This window comes from Rhizobium sp. BK008, from assembly GCF_014197345.1.
Taxonomy (GTDB): domain Bacteria; phylum Pseudomonadota; class Alphaproteobacteria; order Rhizobiales; family Rhizobiaceae; genus Rhizobium; species Rhizobium anhuiense.
Genome location: NZ_JACIFK010000003.1, coordinates 167,145 through 185,619 on the forward strand (window position 1 = coordinate 167,145; position 18,475 = coordinate 185,619).

The 18,475-nt window shown below is 59.3% G+C and carries 18 protein-coding genes and 3 pseudogenes; 10 read left to right on the plus strand and 11 right to left on the minus strand.

Annotation, left to right across the window (positions count from 1 at the left end):
* Positions 1–339 precede the first annotated feature (339 nt).
* A complete protein-coding gene (locus FHT69_RS15475; RefSeq protein ID WP_028758724.1) occupies positions 340–597 on the plus strand; it encodes a CrpP-related protein in 258 nt (85 codons plus the stop codon).
* Between the two features lie 29 nt (positions 598–626).
* On the opposite strand, the gene FHT69_RS15480 is transcribed toward FHT69_RS15475, so the two are convergent.
* Positions 627–767, minus strand: a complete 141-nt coding sequence (locus FHT69_RS15480) for a GrpB family protein (RefSeq protein ID WP_141677034.1) — start codon at positions 765–767, stop codon at positions 627–629.
* 21 nt (positions 768–788) lie between these two features.
* Positions 789–3,302, minus strand: a complete 2,514-nt coding sequence (gene leuS, locus FHT69_RS15485; RefSeq protein WP_183905583.1) for a leucine--tRNA ligase — start codon at positions 3,300–3,302, stop codon at positions 789–791.
* 559 nt (positions 3,303–3,861) lie between these two features.
* Between leuS and FHT69_RS34790 the strand changes: the two are divergent.
* Positions 3,862–4,158, plus strand: a pseudogene (locus FHT69_RS34790) (transposase); the annotation flags it as partial.
* 58 nt (positions 4,159–4,216) lie between these two features.
* Positions 4,217–4,396: pseudogene (locus FHT69_RS34795) on the plus strand (transposase domain-containing protein); the annotation flags it as partial.
* Positions 4,397–4,398: 2 nt separating this feature from the next.
* Here FHT69_RS34795 and FHT69_RS15495 read toward each other — a convergent pair.
* Positions 4,399–4,758 (minus strand): hypothetical protein, encoded by a 360-nt coding sequence (locus FHT69_RS15495; protein WP_028758721.1) that lies wholly within the window; start codon positions 4,756–4,758, stop codon positions 4,399–4,401.
* Between the two features lie 161 nt (positions 4,759–4,919).
* Here FHT69_RS15495 and FHT69_RS15500 point away from each other — a divergent pair, with 161 nt between their 5' ends.
* Together FHT69_RS15500 and FHT69_RS15505 are read left to right on the plus strand one after the other, a co-directional pair.
* A complete protein-coding gene (locus FHT69_RS15500; protein WP_028758720.1) occupies positions 4,920–5,162 on the plus strand; it encodes a hypothetical protein in 243 nt (80 codons plus the stop codon).
* Between the two features lie 319 nt (positions 5,163–5,481).
* A pseudogene (locus FHT69_RS15505) lies at positions 5,482–6,245 on the plus strand (alpha/beta hydrolase family protein).
* Between the two features lie 20 nt (positions 6,246–6,265).
* Here the strand turns inward: FHT69_RS15505 and FHT69_RS15510 are convergent.
* From FHT69_RS15510 to FHT69_RS15520, 3 genes are all read right to left on the minus strand, one after another.
* Positions 6,266–6,799 carry an AAA family ATPase gene (locus FHT69_RS15510; protein ID WP_183905584.1) on the minus strand — a complete coding sequence of 178 codons (534 nt, stop codon included), beginning with the start codon at positions 6,797–6,799 and terminating at the stop codon, positions 6,266–6,268.
* Positions 6,800–6,965: 166 nt separating this feature from the next.
* On the minus strand, positions 6,966–7,808 hold the full coding sequence (locus tag FHT69_RS15515) for a dienelactone hydrolase family protein (protein WP_063475697.1): 843 nt from the start codon (positions 7,806–7,808) through the stop codon (positions 6,966–6,968).
* 206 nt (positions 7,809–8,014) lie between these two features.
* The gene (locus tag FHT69_RS15520; RefSeq protein WP_183905585.1) at positions 8,015–8,899 is read right to left on the minus strand and encodes a LysR family transcriptional regulator; all 885 of its coding nucleotides are present in this window, start codon (positions 8,897–8,899) and stop codon (positions 8,015–8,017) included.
* 42 nt (positions 8,900–8,941) lie between these two features.
* Here FHT69_RS15520 and FHT69_RS15525 point away from each other — a divergent pair, with 42 nt between their 5' ends.
* The gene (locus FHT69_RS15525; protein WP_183905734.1) at positions 8,942–9,211 is read left to right on the plus strand and encodes a 4-oxalocrotonate tautomerase; all 270 of its coding nucleotides are present in this window, start codon (positions 8,942–8,944) and stop codon (positions 9,209–9,211) included.
* Positions 9,212–9,613: 402 nt separating this feature from the next.
* Here the strand turns inward: FHT69_RS15525 and FHT69_RS15530 are convergent, their stop codons facing one another.
* Complete coding sequence (locus FHT69_RS15530) at positions 9,614–10,582, minus strand: DMT family transporter (RefSeq protein ID WP_183905586.1); 969 nt, start codon at positions 10,580–10,582, stop codon at positions 9,614–9,616.
* A 437-nt stretch (positions 10,583–11,019) separates the two neighbouring features.
* On the opposite strand from FHT69_RS15530, the gene FHT69_RS15535 reads away from it, so the two are divergent.
* Together FHT69_RS15535 and FHT69_RS15540 are read left to right on the plus strand one after the other, a co-directional pair.
* Complete coding sequence (locus FHT69_RS15535) at positions 11,020–11,991, plus strand: DMT family transporter (RefSeq protein WP_029868327.1); 972 nt, start codon at positions 11,020–11,022, stop codon at positions 11,989–11,991.
* Between the two features lie 175 nt (positions 11,992–12,166).
* Positions 12,167–12,901 (plus strand): phosphotransferase, encoded by a 735-nt coding sequence (locus FHT69_RS15540; protein WP_029868328.1) that lies wholly within the window; start codon positions 12,167–12,169, stop codon positions 12,899–12,901.
* Positions 12,902–13,190: 289 nt separating this feature from the next.
* On the opposite strand, the gene FHT69_RS15545 is transcribed toward FHT69_RS15540, so the two are convergent.
* From FHT69_RS15545 to FHT69_RS15555, 3 genes are all read right to left on the minus strand, one after another.
* Entirely contained in the window at positions 13,191–13,502 is a 312-nt protein-coding gene (locus FHT69_RS15545) for a DUF982 domain-containing protein (RefSeq protein ID WP_029868329.1), read from the minus strand.
* A 279-nt stretch (positions 13,503–13,781) separates the two neighbouring features.
* Positions 13,782–14,132, minus strand: coding sequence for a type II toxin-antitoxin system RelE/ParE family toxin (locus FHT69_RS15550; protein ID WP_097542621.1), 351 nt, complete (start codon positions 14,130–14,132; stop codon positions 13,782–13,784).
* A complete protein-coding gene (locus FHT69_RS15555) occupies positions 14,113–14,388 on the minus strand; it encodes a type II toxin-antitoxin system ParD family antitoxin (protein WP_029868331.1) in 276 nt (91 codons plus the stop codon). The genes FHT69_RS15550 and FHT69_RS15555 overlap by 20 nt, the downstream gene beginning before the upstream one ends.
* A gap of 162 nt (positions 14,389–14,550) precedes the next feature.
* Here FHT69_RS15555 and FHT69_RS15560 point away from each other — a divergent pair, with 162 nt between their 5' ends.
* Both FHT69_RS15560 and FHT69_RS15565 read left to right on the plus strand, forming a co-directional pair.
* Positions 14,551–15,243: an HAD family hydrolase gene (locus FHT69_RS15560; RefSeq protein WP_127430142.1), complete on the plus strand. Its 693-nt coding sequence runs from the start codon at positions 14,551–14,553 to the stop codon at positions 15,241–15,243.
* Positions 15,244–15,345: 102 nt separating this feature from the next.
* A complete protein-coding gene (locus FHT69_RS15565) occupies positions 15,346–15,825 on the plus strand; it encodes a GNAT family N-acetyltransferase (protein WP_029868333.1) in 480 nt (159 codons plus the stop codon).
* 219 nt (positions 15,826–16,044) lie between these two features.
* Here the strand turns inward: FHT69_RS15565 and FHT69_RS15570 are convergent, their stop codons facing one another.
* On the minus strand, positions 16,045–18,447 hold the full coding sequence (locus FHT69_RS15570) for a protein kinase domain-containing protein (protein ID WP_047614522.1): 2,403 nt from the start codon (positions 18,445–18,447) through the stop codon (positions 16,045–16,047).
* Between the last annotated feature and the right edge of the window lie 28 nt (positions 18,448–18,475).

Consider the following 18,475-nt stretch of genomic DNA (forward strand, 5'->3'; position numbering starts at 1 on the left):
CAATATCCGCCTTGAAAGTACTCCGCTCCTATCTGCTTGTAGCGCTCAGCGGGCGCATTATTACGTGTAAAAAATTCTAGAATCAACACTTATGGTTGCGTATAAATTCGTCAGGAGGTGTGCTGAAATTAGGCAGTACGTCTGATTTATTTGCTGCTCCTGCGATCAATTGGCGGCGGGGCAAGTATGAAGCACAGGAAGCATTGACACTCCGGTGCAACGCCCGACCGACCAGAGGCGCTCTCCACTCGCAACTGTCCCAAATTAACCCATAATTTAGCATTCGCTTGCATGCGCGGACTTCGATGCTACCGTCGACGCCATCGTGGGGGATCGCGTATGACAATTGAAGAGCTGATCGATTTACAGGAAGCAGGCTCGAGGGCGCGGGTGCTCGGACTGAAGGCTCACGAGAACCCATACCTCGCGGCCCATAGGATGCCGACCGGTGATAGCGCTGCTCTGGGGGATTGGCTTGCGCGTCACGACGCGTGGAAGTTCGGTTGGGAAGCGGAGGACGCCAGCCGTGAAGGTAGAATTGTGACTCACTTCAAAGAGCTGATCTCGATTGCCAAACGAGGTGCGCTCGATGCGTGACGTTGTTAATTTTGGCTACGATGCCTGAGTTAAACGCCAAGCGTCGTGTTCGGGCGCTGGTGAAACAATGCGACATCACCCTCGAAGCAGCCCGCGATCCGTTGTTTCTCAGCAGGAAACATAGACGGCCAGCGGCTGTCATAAATTGAGTTTTTGCTGGTTACAGCCATCGTTGCTCCTTGAAGCAAACCTTACCCTTTTGTGACATAGTTCACCAATCGACCCGGGACCGCTATTTCCTTCACAACGGTCCTGCCGGCAAGCAAAGTCACCACCTCAGGCTCTGATCGAGCTGCCGCCAGCAAACCCTCCCCCAGATCGGACGCCGCTCGGAAACGGTGACGAACCTTCCCGTTGATCTGCACCACGTACTCGCGCATCTCCTCCTCCGCCAATTCAGGATCGAAACTTGGCCATGGAACGAAAGCCAGTGTCCCTTCATGACCAAGCTTGCTCCACAACTCCTCGGCAATGTGAGGAGCGAACGGGGACAACAATAAAATCAATGTCTCGACGACCTCGCGCGGCCGCTCGGTCGCTGCCACAAGGGCGTTAGACAATTCCATCAGACGGGCGATGGCCGTGTTGAAGCGCATGGCTTCTATATCTTCGGTGACGAACTTCACCGTCTGATGGCGCAAGCGCAGCAGTTCCGAACCAGGGATGGCGTCCCGCACGGCTGGATGCAGTCCATCAGCCTCATCACAGACCATGCGCCATGCTCGATCCAGGAACCGGCGCACACCCTTCACACCCTCCGTCTGCCAGGGTTTGGTTCCGTCCAGTGGCCCCATGAACATCTCGTAAAGCCGCAGCGCATCAGCCCCATATTCGTCGACGACGTCATCAGGGTTGACGACGTTCAAACGCGACTTGGACATCTTCTCGACGGCGCGATGGACCTCGACCGAGCCCGCAAACCATCGTCCGCCCTTTTCGGTTACGGAAGACGGCTCGTAATATCGGCCAGCCACATCCCGATAGGAGTGGGCGAGGATCATTCCCTGATTGAACAGGCGCTGAAATGGTTCTTCGGTCGATACGACCCCGATATCGTAAAGCACCTTGTGCCAGAAGCGAGCGTAGAGCAGGTGCAAGACGGCATGCTCCGCCCCGCCGACGTAGATATCGACGGGCATCCAGTAGCGTTCGGCCTCATGCCCCACCAGTTCACGCTTATTGTGGGGATCGAGGAACCGCAAATAGTACCAGCATGAGCCGGCCCATTGCGGCATCGTGTTGGTCTCCCGCCTTGCCGGGAGGTCGGTGCCAGGCACCGTCGTTTGCACCCAGTCCTCCGCCCGGGCGAGTGGCGGTTCTCCATCAGCCGTCGGTGCATAGTCATCCAATTCCGGCGGCAGCAGCGGCAGGCATTCTTCAGGCAAAGGCACCACCGAACCGTCGGCCAGATGCAGCACCGGAATCGGCTCACCCCAATAACGCTGACGCGAGAAAAGCCAGTCCCGCAGGCGATAGGTGACCTTCGCTTTACCTGCCCCGTTGGCCTGCAGCCAGGCAACCATCGTCTGCCTGGCTGCAGGCGCGTCCAGGCCATCCAGAAAACCGGAACCGACCATCCGCCCATTGCCCTCGTAGGCCACGCGCTCGACGTCCTGGTCGCTCTCGATCACGCGCGTGATCGGCAGGCCGTGAGCAACAGCAAAAGCATGATCACGCGCATCATGGGCTGGAACCGCCATGAGGGCACCAGTGCCGTACCCACTCAGAACATAATCTGCCACCCAGATCGGCAGCCGGATCCCTGTTGCCGGATTGACTGCGTAAGCACCCGTGAAAACGCCGGTCTTTTCGCGTCCTGCATCGGCGCGCGACGTCTCATCTAGGACTGCAGACTGCTCAACATAGCTTTCCACCGCAGCTCGGGCCTCCCCCGTCACGATAGCAGGCAGCAACGGATGCTCCGGCGCGACGACGATATAGCTCACACCAAACAGGGTTTCGGGTCGTGTTGTGAAGGTCACGATCTCCGTGCCGCCAGGATCGACAGTAAAGGCAATCTCGGCTCCTGCCGAACGGCCGATCCAATTGCGCTGCATCGCCTTCAGGCTTTCTGGCCAATTGAGATCATCCAGGCCATCCAACAACCGGTCGGCATATGCGGTGATGCGCAGCATCCATTGACGCATCTGACGGCGGACCACCGGATCGCCGGTCTCGACGTAGCGCCCATCTTTGACTTCCTCGTCGGCGAGCACGGCATTCTGAGCCGGACACCAATTGACCGCCACCTCGGCCTGGTACGCAAGACCCCGCTCGAACAGCTTCAGGAAAATCCACTGCGTCCACCTGACATAGTTGGGATTGGTGGTGGCGAGTTCGCGGCTCCAGTCGTAGGAAAAACCCAGTCGTTGCACCTGGCCGCGAAACGTCTCGATATTGCGCTTGGTCGTGATAGCCGGATGAACGCCTGTGCGCATCGCATGGCGCTCCGCTGGCAGGCCGAAGCTATCCCATCCCATCGGGTGCAACACACTGAATCCGCACATGCGCTTGTAGCGGCACAGGATGTCAGTCGCCGTATAACCCAGGGGATGGCCGACATGCAGACCAGCGCCTGACGGATACGGAAACATATCGAGTGCATAGAATTTCGGCTTGGTCGGCTCGAACTCCGCTCGAAAGATATCGTGCTCGGCCCAATAGGCCTGCCATTTGGGCTCAATGGCCCGTGGATCGTAGGGCATGCGCCGCTCCTCGCGCCGACCAACTCATTGGTGGCGTCTTTTGAATGTGGCTCGCTTTTAAGGATGTCAGGAGCAGCTACGGCTGCCGGTACTGCGATGATTTCCGGCAGCCGCCGCTAAGTCGACATGCATGCGAATTCGCCAGCCGCAGCCGCGCTTCGACGGTGATTGAATGATGAGGCGAGGAAGACGTTCCAACGTCCATGGATGACGACCCAGGCAGATGAAATGAAAGGCAAATAGCAGGATTGACCCGGCTCCAGTCAGGAGGCCGGGTTGGTAAGTCGTGCGCCGAGAATACGCACGCGTGCTGCTTTGCTCGCGAAGGTCATCATTAACTAATGAATGCCCTATATGATTGCTTCTGCCAAGAGTGTATCCCTTGACTACAGCCGGATACATAGATCCACCCGTCGCATGGTGGTGTCTACATCTGTCAATCCGGCCATCGATCCGCTGGCCTACCTGACGGCCATGCAGTTGGGCCAGCGGCAACGGCCACACTCCGGTTTTTTTAAGTGCTCACGATGACTGCCGTCATCCCAACCGTCCCCTCGATGTGCTGATCGCCAAATACTATGATCACCTCCCACTCTATCGCCAGTCAGAGATTTATGCTCGGGAAGGCGTCGATCTGAGCCGTTCAACTATGCCAGACTGGATCGGCAGCCAGCACATTGCTGGAGCCGCTGCTGGTGAAGCTTCAAGAGCATGTATTCGCGGGTCATCGACGTCATGGCGATGATACAGTGTTCCTGTGCTGGAGCCTGGAAGGGACAAGACCAAGACTGGCCGACTGTGGACCTATGTTCGCGACGGTCGGCCCCACGGTGACACGACACCACCGGCAGCCTGCTACTTCTTCAGTCCGGATCGTAAGGGGCAACATCCCAAGCAGCAATTGGCCACCTTCTCTGTTCGCCGGATCAGAAAAAGGCGGAGAACGGGCCGCCGCCATCCTGTCACTGATCGAAACCGCAAAGCTCAATGGTCTCGATCCAGAGGCCTATCTGCGGGACATCCTTACCCGCATCGCCGATCATCCCATCTACACAATCGGTGAGCTATTGCCATGGAACACCGCAGCTAACTGAATCTAACCAGGAAAGCGCTGGTCGCAACGTCGGGCAAAATTGATTACGAGCGCGGCGTCTTTCTCAGCAATAGCGGCCAAGGAATCTACATGCTTCTGCATGTAGGCTTCTGCATCGCTTTTAGGTCGATGAGATTGTTCGAAAATGCCTTCAGCCTGGACAGCTAGCTTATCGAATTTTGTTTGGTAATCTCCGGCTTTGTTGGCATCTCCGGCTTCCTGATAGACCTTAGCCATGATCGCAAAGGCCGCTCCACACTGGAAAGGATGCTCGTTTGTATTCGGTCCAAGCTCCGCCGGACCCTGGCCGTAACTCGGCGTTGCCAGAGTCCCGACCAAAAGCAAAACAATCGCACGCACCACAAGCTCAACCTCTTCACGCCGGAGCTGTTATCGTAGCATTACAGCCTCAGGAAACGCCATCATGCACTTGGAAAACCAGTTAACCGGACGCTTACTCGCCGATTATCCGATCAACCGAATTGACGCCTTGTTGCCGTGAAACATCACACCGGAGCCCTGATTTGATCATTATCGACTTTATTTTTGAGGTGATTGGCTACACTACCGCCAGGCTCGTGTTGCCGCTCATCACCGGCGGGAAGGTGCGCGTGCAAGCCATATCCTCGACCGAGACGGGATTTAACTGGCTGGGCTTCAAACGCGTCCCCGATGGCTCACTGATCTGCCAAGCTCCTATGGCAGGATGGATCGGTTTGATCCCGTGGGTGGTTGTGGTCGCCGTTCTTATCCTCACAATCGCATAGCCGTCACCACCGGACGCTTACTTCCTATCCGCGTTCGTTGTGAAAGCTATGTCTAGCGGAAAACTGCTAAGCAAGCTTTCCCAAACAGCTTCAACCTGTCTACTTTCGCAAGGCGGGCTTGTAACTGTCTGTCGTGGGACAGGCATCTCGACCAGTCCTCGGGATGAATTGGGCATGTTTCAGCCCACGGACGGGGGATTCGAGAACTCCACACTCAGTGCGGCCTGGATATTCCGCAGTCGCCGTATGCAGAAGGCGATCACCGGACGTTGCCAATACCAAAAGTTGTACTATTGTCTGTCCCGCACGAGAAAACCTGATGGTGGTTATGCCGGTAGTAACTCGACATCTCATTGATCGGGGTGACGGAGCCACGGTCGAGCTCTTTCAAGCTCAGGTCGCAAGCGAAACGCCCGCAGGCGCAATCCTGTTTGTCCACGGCAACCAGGGTGGCCGTCTGCTTGGAGGGATAGAGGCGGTCGATAGCGGCGCGTTGCTTCGGTTCTGTTCTGGTTTGAATATCACTGCGGCGGCAGTCTCGCAGCCCGGTTTTGGGGCGTCAGATGGGCCTCCAGATTTCTGCGGTCCCAAAACTCAGCAGGCGATCATTGCGGCTCTCGGCTTCCTGAGGGAACAGCCTTCCGTCGACCCTAGCCGAATGGTCCTCTATGGAAACAGTCGTGGCGCCGTTGCATCGGCAATGGTTGCCACCCAGATTTCTGATCTGCGAGCAGTCATTCTCTCGGGCGGCGTCTACGATCTTGAAGTCGCTTATCACGCGAGTTCAGACGGTTTGCGGTGGGCTATCGAGAAGGAGGCGGGCCTGTCGAGAGAGGCCTTTCTGGCTCGCTCTGCGCTGCATTACGCGCCCGAAGTTCGGTCGGAGACGCTGTTGCTGCATGGAAAGCATGACGACCGTGCGCCGGTTGCCCATGCTGAACTGTTCTCAAAAGCTCTATCCAATGCAGGCGTCCCGGTGACGCTTCACATGTTTGAGTGTGGGCATCAACAAGGAGCCACGTGCAGGAAGCTCTCCGCCCCTTCCTGAAAAGGATGTTCCATCCCATCGTGACCTATCACTAAGGCGGCGCGTAGCTTCGGCTTCAGATTGTCGCCAGGAAGGTCGCAACATCCGAGCGGCTGGACAGCCTTACCTTTTGCAACGGATGCTCCTCGAAAAAACGTTGATGTGCGTCGAAGGAATTCATGTGGTTCTTCCGAAGACGGTAACCACGCGTGTATTCCAGCAATTCCTCGAACTGTTCCACGGTCCCGCCGCCGGTCTGGCCTCGTTGCAGAAGGTTTGAAATACACTCATCGTCAGAGACGTCGAGCCAAATGAGAGTTGTCACACGCGTCATCACCTGCCTGAGGATCGAACCGTAAATACCCTCCATCACCCAAGAGCTGTTGCCAGCAGCCTGGGTCACCAGTCGGTCGCGCTCATCACGCGGACGCTCTCCGGCAAAATTCGGTAGCCAATGAAGATCGTCGAGATGAACTGCTGGGATTTGCAATTTATGGGCTAGTTGCCCGGCCAGCCAGGACTTGCCACTTCCGCCATTGCCTACGATGAATATTCTGTCCATCTCTTGTCCTGCTTCAATGAGGGTAGATTGCTGATGGGCTTCAAACATGAAGCCGATCGGTGAACTTTATTGCATCGAATCCGAGTTGAGTGGTCTCAGCCCCGAAGCTTGCCTGGCTGGAAGGCGAGAACGATCAGCACCGCTGATCGCCGGCAAGCGAACCTGACTGACGCATCATCGAGCCCGCGTCGCCGCCAAATTGCCGCCAGCTCGTTCAGTTCGAGAGATACTCGTGCAGGAATGCCTTCACTCTGATGAAGGACTGCTCGGCAGCAGGCGCGTTATATTCTTCCCGATGACCGAATGCCGTCTTTGCCACTGTGACGTCTGGAGCATCGAAGGCATGGTACGCACCTGGATAGATATCGAGTTCGATCGGCGGACCTTTGCCACTGATGTGAGAAACCCTCTGCCGACACCTTTCGGCTGGGCTCCAATCGTCCACGTCGCCAATGAGGATCAAAGTTGGCACCGTCGCATCGCCCTCGTGGGGAGCGCAAACCGGATAGTACCCGACTGCAGCCTCGAACTTCCGATCCATGAACTGTTCGTTGCCCTCGGCTTTCGTGGCTTCCAGCGTCGCGATGCCACCAGCGGAAAAGCCCATCAGCCCCACATGTCGGGCATCAACGAAGGTGTATGTTGATAGGAAATCGAGAGCCCCGTAGGCATCGAATACCCGGTCAGGAAGATAGCTCTCACAGGTGTTGTCGATGTTGCGGGTCGTGAAGCTGTCGACCACAAGCACGACATATCCCCATGAGGTCAACCGCTGCGGCCAGTAAGTCTTGACGTTCTCATGGATACCGCCACAACCGTGCATGACGACGATAGCCGGAAAGGGACCATCTCCCTGTGGTCGGCTTAGATATCCCAGCAAGTGCGTGACTTGGGCCTGCGGGAGACTGACACCTTGTTCCCTTGCCTTGCGTTCCAGAAATGGACTTGGCTTTACGACTGCGCTGTCAAATCGCACCAACTCGTCGGCGTGAGCCGAAGGGTCAGGCTGCACGATAGCGATGAGCAAAAGTCCGAAAACAAGCTTTGTGATTTGCATTGAGTTGCTCCGCTGGGAGACAGGCAGTTGATCAAACGCTATCCACAACCGATCATCATCTAGATGCGGAAACTTCGACGTCCATAGGCTTTAAAGCGGCGCGGCAAATAGTCGCCTTCAATGATTATCCCCAGGCGTAAGTCCGGAGCCGGGGACAGAGCTCAAGGCTAAACCTTACGAGCGACATCGGCCTTGGCCGAGCGTCGTCAGCCAAACCGTCCCATCAGGAAATCGATCACCGTCCGCAACATCGCTGTCGGCCGCCGGTTCGGCGCATAGACGAGGTGCATCGGGACGGGCTTGTAGGACCACTCCGGCAGTACCCGTTCAAGCCGTCCTTCGGTGATATCGGCGGCGAGCAACAGTTCCGGCTGAAGCGCAATTCCCGCGCCGCTGAGTGCTGCCATGCGCAGCGCCGCTCCCTGGTTGGTCGAGAATTTTCCGGAGATCAACACATCGCGCAGTTCGCCGCCCGGCCCGACCAGGTGCCAGCGATCCTGCATGCGCCAATAGGAGTGGCCGAGGCAGAGGTGGTTCGCCAGAGCCTCCGGCGAGGCCGGCCGGCCATGGCGGGCAAGATAGTCCGGCGAGGCAGCGAGAATCCGCCGGTAGGGCGTGAGCGGGCGGGCGACCAGGCCGCTGTCGGCGAGCGGGCCGATGTGGATACCGAGCTCGAACCCCTCGCCGACGAGATCATGGACATTGTTGTCGAGCGACAGTTCGATGCTGACGTCGGGATAGGCGTTCTGGTAATCGATCAGCGCCGGCACCAGGACTTGCGTGCCGAAGCTGACCGGCGCCACCAACCGAAGCCGGCCGCGCGGCGCCGATTGCAGTTCGCTCGCCGAAGCCTCGGCCAGCGCCACTTCGGAAAGTGCGCGTTTGCAGCGCTCGTAATAGAGCTGGCCGACCTCTGTCAGTTGATGGCGCCGCGTGGTGCGATGGATCAGCTTCGCCCCGAGCCGGGTCTCGATCGTCTTGATGTGCTTGGCAACCATGGCAGGCGACACTTGCGCGATCTCCGCGGCCGCCGCGAAACTGCCATTGTCGATGACCCTGACGAACATCGCCATGCCGGCCAGCTTGTCCACGATTGCCTACCTGTTGGTTTCGAATGACGATACCAACAGCTTATTTATCAACTCAGGAATTTACAACATGGTCGTCATGCCCGCGCCAAGACGACGGACATCACCAACCTGACCAAGGAAGAGACCATGCCCATTCTTCACCTGCAGATGCATCCCGGCCGCACCGACGATCAGAAACGCGCCTTCGCGCGCGAAGCAACCAAGGCCGCCGTCGAAACCCTCGCGTGCCCGCCGGAATCGCTGGAAATCCTGATAACGGAGATCGCCAAGGATTCCTGGGCGGTCGGCGGCAAGCTGAAATCCGAGGCCTGACAGACGACCCGCTATGCCGAAGGCTCGAGCTGCGGGCCGCCGCCGCCATGGTATAGGACGGGGAGCCGGCCCTCGGCTCCCTGCTGAATGTGAAGGGCGGCCGGTGATTTTACTGGCCGCCGCCACTCCACCGCACGCAAGCCTTTGGACAGCCGACCTCACCGGGGAGTTTGCTTTTGGTCCATCTGAGCCATGGCGGAGTTCGGTCCTAAGCGGACCTTTCGGTGTCGAAGGCGAAGGCTGCTTGGCGTCCTCAAAACAGACGTAGAGCCAAGCGGTGGCTTGAAAGCGGACAACGCATCGGAGTGGCGAGGCGGCATGTTTGCATCAAAAGCGGATTTTAGGTTGAACGTGGTTGCATCTCTGATGCCTGCGCCTGTTTTTGGCCCTGTGTCCACCGGGTCACTCGTTCGCAAGCACTGTCTTTGCAGATGCAAATTGGCGATCATAGAAAATCCGAACCGACAGAACGACGCCGGCGATCAGGACGACAACCCCAGCGACTTCGATCGGAGTTGGCCAGCGGGCATGCACGACAAGTCCGCCGATCACGCCGAAGGCAGTCTCTGAGACGATCAATTGCGCGGCCAAGGCAACCGGCAGGCTGCGGGAGGCGATATTCCAGGCCCAGACGCCGCCTACGGTGGCCAGCAGCGCGAGAGTTGTGCCCCAGACATAGAGGTTGCCGGCAGCGCTCCAGCCGAATCCCAATATAGGAAGCCGGAAGAGGTCCATCGCGGCACCGATGGGATAGAAGGCCAGCATCAAGACGCCGCCGCCCACCAGTATCAGCGCCGACCACACGCCGGAGGGCATGTCCGGCCGTGCGGCGAGTGCCGCCTGATTGGAAAGCGCGAACCAGACCCAAAGGCCCACGGCAGCAAGCGCCAGCGGCACGCCAATCCACAATGATTGCACAGAAGCCAATCCTTCGGCTGTGAATGCCGTGCCATTGATGAGAACAAGGCCGACCAGCACCAGTGCCAGTGGCACCATGAGGGATCGCCATGGCAATGATGCCTGTCGCTGATTGCCAATGACCATCAATACGATTGGTACCAGCCCGAGAAAGGCCGGGGCGATGACTGGGCCGGCAAAGAGGGCCGCTCCGGTCACTGTCAGGAAGTAACCGACATAGCCGACGAAGGCGAGCCAGATGGCTTGCAGACAGTTTCGAAGCGTGAGGTGGCGCATGACACCCTTCTCGGAAAACAGAATGTAAAGCCCGACGAGTGCCGAGACGACGTGACGGATGAGGGCAAAATCAAAGGTGGAATAGTCACCGATGATGAAGGGCACGACGAAATTGAGCGAAAAGGCAAAGGCCGCAAAGAGAGCGGCCGACACGCCAACATAGAAAAGTCTGTCCATATGCTCACCCCTTTTGACGTTGCGTCACCGAGCTCTGGTCTCCGCGACGCCGAGTATGCCGTTTGGCAGTCAAGCGAAATGCTTGATCGAATGGATAAAATTTACCGGCCACGCGCCCTGGTCGGTAGCCGGGGAAAATGAGAGCCAGCCTCTCGATACGCATCACCCGGATCATGAAACGGTGCAGAATCGCAGGGGCCGCGATGCGTGTGCAACGCTTCGAAGCGATCATCGCTGCTTCATCGGGATGGGATTCACGCAGACGGCCGTGCCGCCTCTTCAGGAGAGCCGATTTCCCGCCGCAACTGCTCAGACCGGGCGAACTTCGGCAAGCCGCTTGACTGCATACTCGTCCCGCCAGCAGACGGCGGCTTCGCAACCAGGGATACCGCCGCCTTCATCTGTGCAGCGCACGGGAATTGTGGCATAACTGGGCCATGGCGATACATGTCTTGGCGGTCCATCGCGACACGGTCGGGACGGAACAGGCGGCGGGCGGTTCGCTTGCAGCCGCCTATTCCGTGGGGGTTTTCTGCTGGCTGCTGTCGGCCGGCGTCTATATCGCCGCGAAATGGGTCTCTTCGGAGATGCCGCCCTGGGCGCTTTGCTTCTGGCGCGTGCTGATCGCCTGGGCGATCCTGATGCCCATCGTGTACCGGCATTTCGGCGCCATGGTCGCGCTGGTGCGGGCTCGCGGCCTCGAGCTGCTCGCCATCGGCGGTGTGGGGCTTGGCGTCTGCCAGGGCCTGATTTTTGTCGGCCTTGAACATGCCGATGCCACGACCGCCGGCATCATCATCGCCCTGATCCCGATCATCACCATGATTCTTGCCCGTTTCATTCTGGCTGAGCCGATGGGACGCTGGCAGGTGATCGGATCGATCCTCGCCTTTTTCGGGATCGTGGTCATCATCGTCAAGGGCAGCCCGGCTGCGCTCTTGCGTCTCGACCTCAATCCCGGGGAGTTGTGGATCGTCGCTGGCGCGTTCTGTTTCAGCCTCTATACCGTCCTGCTCCGCCGGGCGAAATTCGATGTGAATCGCCTTGCGCTCCTCGTGCTGCTCCTCGGTGCAGCGGTGCTGACGGCGCTGCCCTTCTACCTGTTTGAGCTTGTCTCCGACGAGCGCTCGACGCTGAATGCCAGCGGCCTTATCGCGCTCGGCTATGTCGCGATCCCGGGTGGCGCGGTTATGTATTATCTCTTCAATCGCAGCATCGAGGCCCTGGGTGCGGCGCGGGCGGGCGTGCTGCTTTACATCCAGACGATCTTTATCGCCGTGCTCGCCTACCTGTTCCTCGGCGAACAGTTGCAACGCTATCATCTCGAAGGCGCGGCACTCATCGTCGCCGGCTTGCTTCTCATCATCTTGCTGAAGCCAACGACCAGAGCGGAGGCGACCAAAGCCTGAGTACGAACGCAATGGCTTTCCCAATGACCGCTTCTCAAACCTGTGCCATGTCCGCTTTCGGAAAAAGGAAACAGGTGGTTCTATGAGCAATATGGGGCGCAATGCGACCGGGTGTTGTCCCGATCCTGCGCTTGGTTTACCCAAGTCTCAATCGGGTTGATCGAGGGTGCCGCGAGTGGGATGGGAAGCACTGGAGCTGTGGGGCAAGGACGCGGTTCGCATCGAACGGCTGGCTGGCGGGGTCGCCAATGATGTCTGGAGCGTGCACATCCACGGGCAACTTGCAGTCGGTCGTCTGGGTACCAGGAGCAATGCTGATCTGGCGTGGGAGGTTGAACTCCTCCGGCACCTTGACCGTGAAGGTCTGAGCGTGCCGGTGCCGATCCCGGCAGACGACGGCCGGCTATTCGCGGATGGCCTGATGGTTATGACATACATGCATGGCGGACCACCCGAGACCGAGGGCGACTGGCGTCGTGTCGCCGAGACCCTCCGCGAACTGCATCGTTTGACGCAAGGCTGGCCGCAGCGCCCAGGGTGGCGATCCTCGACGGACCTCCTGCATGCCGAGACGGGGACGAGGATCGACCTTGCCGCGATGCCGCCAGATGGCGTCGCTCGATGCCGCGCGGCGTGGGCACGGCTTATCGGACGTGAGGCAAGCGTCGTCCACGGTAATCCCAACAACCCTGCCAACATCCGCATGACCACGGACCGCGTCGCACTGATCGACTGGGATGAGTCGCATATCGACGTCCCCGACCTTGACCTCGTCTTGCCCCATAATGCTGCCGATCTGGAAGCCGGGGCGTATGACATCGCCGCGCAAGCATCGGCCGCATGGGAAGCCGCCGTCTGTTGGGATGACGAATACGCGAAACAGCGACTTGCCGAAGTTCGAGCGGTCTAGAGCGGTTCAGCTTTTAACGGAAGCGCAGAACCGCTCTATTCTTTTGTTTTTACGCAATTCCCGGCAAAAGCGCTTCGCGCTTTGCCTGGGAAACCCGCTTCGCACTTTTCCTGGAATTGCTCTAAAGCGCGTCGCATGAAACGTGGTTCAAGCGACGTGCTTTAGCTCTTTGTTTTTATGCATGTCGTACCTCCGGAACCGCTGCACACTTCCGGGCGACATGCATCAGCGACGGCCGCTCCCGGCGCAAGCCTGACGTCGATAGGCAGGTAGCCCCTGGAAATACGGCCTAGGTTAGCATCATCGGAGGAAGGTCCGGCCGCCGCTCTCCCAGTCCCCGCGGGACGAGCGATAGAGCCGCGATCCCCGCCTCATCGGCCGCACGCAGAAGCGCTTCCCGGAATTGTTCCGGGGCAATCTTCCCGCTCAATGCGTCGACGCAGGCTTTCACGGCAGCCACATATTCCTCGCCGTCATCGCAAGGCCAGTCGTTGATCAGGAGACGCGCCGCGTCGCCCAGCGTCCATACGATCTTGCGAGATGCCGGTCCTCGCAAAGCGAATCCGACCGGCGTAAATGCTGATGATGTATTCCAGCACATTGTCCTCGACCCCTCAAGGCACGGGTACTACAGTCCCCGCGATCAATATACGCGCGTATTTTGAAATTTGGAATTGAAAACTGTCGAGAGGCACCGCTTGAACGCGAGGCTGTGGAATCAGGAAAAATGGCGCCCATGGCTTTATCTCGGAGCGCCCTGCGTTGCGTCGACAGGTGACATCCCTGGGGCGGAAAGGCCGTCCACATGATCGGAAATCATGGAAGGCGTTTTTGAACCATGCTTTCCGACGAAGCGTAGCAACTGCCACCAGTAGGGACCTTATCCAGCCAGCATACGTGCGAGCATATGTCTGATATGGTCCTGCGCGCCGTAGAAAATTGCAGCGATAGTGATCGTGCGACGACTTTCCACCGGCACGAACCAGATAGCCGCCTTATCCCGCCGAAGAAACCGGATTCCAGGGTCAATGTCGGCCCGCAATGTGCCGGTATAAGGCGTATCGACGAGACGATCGATTTCGACACGCAACTTGCGGATTCGTTCAGCGGTACGCTCCAACGCCTCGTCGGCCAAGTCTCCGAGTTCGACGTGGGACTCGAAGAGATGATCGAAAATCAGCTCAAAATCGCGTTCGGCATCCTCGGAATATTCAAGGCTCCACACGAACAGCCCGCCGCTTCCGCTCGATCATCGCCTCGACGCGGCTTTCCATTTCCGTCGTGGAAATCATCGGGCCTTTCAGACGCCGCTGGACCAATTCGCGAAGCGCTGCCGTTTCGACGGCCTCTGCCTCCGTCTTTTGGCGGAGGAGTTCCAAGCCCTGCTGAAGAACGGAACTCATGCTGGAATACCGGCCGCTTTCCACCAGCGAACGGGCAAAGGCGTCCTGCTGGTCGGTCAGCGAGATCGACGATTTGACACTCATCGGTTTATCTCCATTGAGCCGAATTTGCTACTCAGTAGCATATTTGTCGATCTGCCGGAACCCCTCCCTCTATTCGTCATGACGGTGACGACCCATAGGCCATGGTGCAGTCACGGCAAGCCAGTATACACTCAAGCGAATCCCCTTTGTCGAAAGCCATACATGCAGCGCCTGCCCCGTGCCCCCAAAGCCGTTCTGTTCGACATGGACGGTTTGATGTTCGATACCGAGGCGCTGTATCGGGATGCGACGATCACGGCTGCACGGAATGCGGGTTTCGAATTGCCTCTCTCGGCCTATCTTGAAACCATCGGTTTGCCGGCTTCCCGTGTGCGCGAACTCCTGTTGGCCCGGTTCGGCAAGGATGCCCCTCTGGAGGATCTCTGGAGGCAGGCTTCGGAACTCTTCACGCAGATGGTGCAAACGGATTTACGAACGAAGGCAGGCTTGCCGGAAATCCTATCCTTCCTCGAAGCGGCGCGGATCCCTTCGGCCATCGTCACCTCATCGGATCGGACGGCCGTCGAGGCGCATCTTTCGGCCGCCGGGCTGCAAGGCCGCCGGTTCCAAACCATATTTGCCTATGGCGATTACACGGTGGGAAAACCGGATCCCGCTCCATACCTGCTGGCCGCCGAGCGGCTCAACCTGCCCATATCGGAATGCGTTGCCCTGGAAGACTCCCGAAATGGAGTTCTCTCCGCATCAGGCGCCGGAGCGATGACCATCATGGTGCCTGATCTGGTTCAGCCGGCTCCGGATATTCCTGGCCGCTGCGCTTGCATCTTGGCGGATCTTCACGCCGTTCGGGATTTGATCGCCATCTCGATGGCGGGAGCCGCCGTGGAGCCGTGAGGGAACAAAACTGCAAGCCTACACAGATGCACTCCGCACGTCATGCAGTTGACAGGTCGGGACGGTTCTTTCATCTGGAGCGCCAGATCAGGAGCCTCTCACATGACCCTTAACATACGCCCCGCGACGCCTTCAGATGCGGCAACGATCCTGCGATTCGTCCGCGAATTGGCCGACTATGAAAAGGCGATCCACGAGGTCGAGGCGACCGAGGAGAGCACGCGTGCGGCGATCTTCGGCGACGGTTCGGTCACGCATGCGCTGATCTGCGAACGCGAAGGCCAAGCGATCGGCATGGCGGTCTATTTCTTCAGCTATTCGACTTGGCAGGCGAAGAACGGCCTTTATCTGGAAGATCTCTACGTAACACCGGACGCGCGCGGCTCGGGAGCCGGCAAGGCGCTGTTGCGGCGCCTGGCACAGATCGCGCTGGAAAAGAACTGCGGCCGCTTTGAATGGAGTGTGCTCGACTGGAACGAACCTTCGATCCGCGTCTATGAGGCGATCGGCGCGGAGCCGCAGAAGGAATGGATCCGCTATCGGATGGCGGGAGAGACGCTGGCGGCGTTTGCCCGCGGCTAGAATTCTCTATTTTTTCTTGGCCTCGGCGCTTGCGTCTTGACGGACTTGCACGCCGTTCGGGATTTGATCGCCATCAGCCTGGCTGACCGCGACGCGGCCCGAACGGGACATTGCCGATAATCGACATTGTCCCATCGCGGTCGGGCGGGCGCATCATCCCGCGCAGCCGATAGTCAGCGGCACCCAGCTTTCCCCCTTCAATCTCCACCCTTCCGATCCTCACCGCAATTCTGCAGTAACCCGGAAAATCCCGCCGGCCGAAGCATCCGAGCAGACGACGAAGGTGGAGCCCTCCTGCGCCATGAAGGCGACGTTGCCGCCGGCTTCGCAGGGGGTGGCGCTCCATTGCAGGATGATGTCGCCGTTATCGGGCAGTTTTTCCGGCGGGATCTTCGCCGCACTTGCCATCCATTCGGTTGCCGACGGCAGGTGGACGGGGGCGTTCAGCTGTTTCGACAGCCAGGCGGTATAGTTCTGCGCCACGGCAAGCGGCACGTCGTCGGCCGGCTGCTGCGGATTGTCGGCATAGGCCTGGGCGGCGGTCTGATCTGAGATGGCGGTGTAATATTCCGCCATTTCGGCGCGGCTGACGGCCTTCGTCTGCATGCAGAAAGACTTGTCGATCTTCACTGCGCCATTGGCAACGCCGAGCATGCCGCCGAGTTCCTTCATCGAGGAGGTCATCAGCCGGACATTCTCCAGCGAATAACTTCCGGCCGGCACGGTTTCGAAGGCAAGGGTCGGCGAAACCGGGCAGAAGCCGCGCGCCGACAGCGCCTCGAGATCGGCGAGGATCGGCTGGTAGGCAATGATCGCGAGCTTGTAGGCCTCGGCGGTGTAGCGGTCGTCGGCCTCGCCGATCTTCGGCGCGAGGGCTGCTAGCGTCGGATCGGCCGCACCGGCGCGAGTGGCGATCGAGGCGTTGAGATCGGTGACCTTCTGCTTCAGCGCGGTGGCCTCGTCCTTCGCCGCCATGACATCGGCGATGACGGCGTCGAACAGTTTGGCGGCGTCGCCATAGCCTGAGGTCGCCGCCGGCGTCTGCCATTGCTCGGCCTTGGCCTTGGCTTCGGTCATCAGCCCGCTCGCCTTGGCGACGTCGGGGCTATCGCCGGCGCCGATGCGGTTGACGGTTTCGCGTTTGGCCGCCGCGTCCTTTTCGGCTGCGGTGAGCGCGGTGAGCGCTTTGGCGAGATCGTCAAACGTCGTTTTCGACTCGTCATAGGCGCCGACGGCAGCGTGCATCTGTTTGGCGGCGGCGGCCTCGGCGGCAGTCTTCATCTTGGTATCGGCCTCGGCAAAACCCGGCGCCTTGTCGCCGCCTGCGGCAGAGGCGGCAGCTTTTGCCTTCTCGGCATTCTCCTTGGAGATGGCGATCAGCGCATTGCCGAGATTGATGGCAGCCGTCTGATAGCCCGGAAGGGCCTTGTCGTAGTCTTCGTCCTTGAGCAGCGCATCGGCCGAGGTCAGCGCCGCAGAACCGGTGTCATAGGCGAGTTTCGCCTGGTCACCGGAAGGGCGCTCCGGCGCCTTGGCGGCGATCGCCTTCTGTTTGCGGCTTTCGGCCTCCTTCTTCCAGGTGTCGACATCGGCGACGAGCTTCGGATCCGGGCGCAGCAGTTTGGGGATGGTGACGACACCGACGCCGATGCAGATCAGGAGCAGCGCTCCGATCATGGAGAGCTTGGCCAGCGTCCATTTTTTCGGCTTCGGCGGTTCCGGCTGCTGCATGCCGCCGCGCGGATCCCATGACATCGGCTGGATGCCTGTGGTCACCCGGGCATATTCGCCCAGCGCATCGGCGCCTGTGCGCGGTCGCGCGGCCGGGTCGCGGCTCAGCATCCTTTCCACAAGGCTTGCCAGACCCTCGGGAAAACCGGGGGTCAGCACATCAAGGCGGGGAAAGACGTTGGACGGATCGAGATGGATGTTCTTCCAGCTCTGCTCGCGCTGGTGCTCGTCTTCCCAGACCATGACGCTGTCGAAGACGCTGGCATAGGTCTGCCGCGGCAGGAAGAGCTTGTAGGCGATCATGCCCATGGCGTAGATATCGAGCGCCGGCGAGGCGGAGAAGGTGCCGCTGGCATAGATCTCCGGCGCCCCGAATTCCGGCACATAGGGCGGTATGATATGCTCGCCGATCTTCGAGATCAGGTGCAGGTTGCCGATCCGCACCGACAGGCCGGAATAATCCTCGGAGACATAGATGCACTGGTCGGTCAGGGCATTGTGGGCGTAACCGGCGCCGTGCAGCGTCGCCAGGCCCTCGAGGATGTGGCGGCCGATCTCGACGGCGCGCTCGTAGGCCACCATCTCCGTTTCGTCGAGATACTGGTGCAGCGTCTTCGACGGCCGCTTCTCGACGATATAGAAATTGTCGTCTTCCGGCGACGGCGGAATAAGGTCCTCGATTTCGACGAAGCGCCGCGCCGTCAGCGATTTGGCCTCGTTGATCGAGGTCCAGACGCGCTCGAAACGCGCCTTGTCCAATTTTAGCGCTATATCGGGCGTGACGATGAAGACCGCATGGTCCATCCGCTTGTCCTGGGCGGGATAGACGATGAACTCGTTTTCATAGATCGGCTCGCCGATCGTGTAGCGGGCGATCAGATCACTTCTCATGCACGTGTCCCCCTGCATTCATTCATGA

Coding starts and splice junctions, on each gene's coding strand:
- FHT69_RS15475 (WP_028758724.1), top strand. CDS start 340: ATGACAATTGAAGAGCTGATCGATTTACAGGAAGCAGGCTCGAGGGCG.
- FHT69_RS15480 (WP_141677034.1), bottom strand. CDS start 767: ATGGCTGTAACCAGCAAAAACTCAATTTATGACAGCCGCTGGCCGTCT.
- leuS (WP_183905583.1), bottom strand. CDS start 3,302: ATGCCCTACGATCCACGGGCCATTGAGCCCAAATGGCAGGCCTATTGG.
- FHT69_RS15510 (WP_183905584.1), bottom strand. CDS start 6,799: ATGTTTGAAGCCCATCAGCAATCTACCCTCATTGAAGCAGGACAAGAG.
- FHT69_RS15515 (WP_063475697.1), bottom strand. CDS start 7,808: ATGCAAATCACAAAGCTTGTTTTCGGACTTTTGCTCATCGCTATCGTG.
- FHT69_RS15530 (WP_183905586.1), bottom strand. CDS start 10,582: ATGGACAGACTTTTCTATGTTGGCGTGTCGGCCGCTCTCTTTGCGGCC.
- FHT69_RS15535 (WP_029868327.1), top strand. CDS start 11,020: ATGGCGATACATGTCTTGGCGGTCCATCGCGACACGGTCGGGACGGAA.
- FHT69_RS15545 (WP_029868329.1), bottom strand. CDS start 13,502: ATGTGCTGGAATACATCATCAGCATTTACGCCGGTCGGATTCGCTTTG.
- FHT69_RS15555 (WP_029868331.1), bottom strand. CDS start 14,388: ATGAGTGTCAAATCGTCGATCTCGCTGACCGACCAGCAGGACGCCTTT.
- FHT69_RS15560 (WP_127430142.1), top strand. CDS start 14,551: ATGCAGCGCCTGCCCCGTGCCCCCAAAGCCGTTCTGTTCGACATGGAC.
- FHT69_RS15565 (WP_029868333.1), top strand. CDS start 15,346: ATGACCCTTAACATACGCCCCGCGACGCCTTCAGATGCGGCAACGATC.
- FHT69_RS15570 (WP_047614522.1), bottom strand. CDS start 18,447: ATGAGAAGTGATCTGATCGCCCGCTACACGATCGGCGAGCCGATCTAT.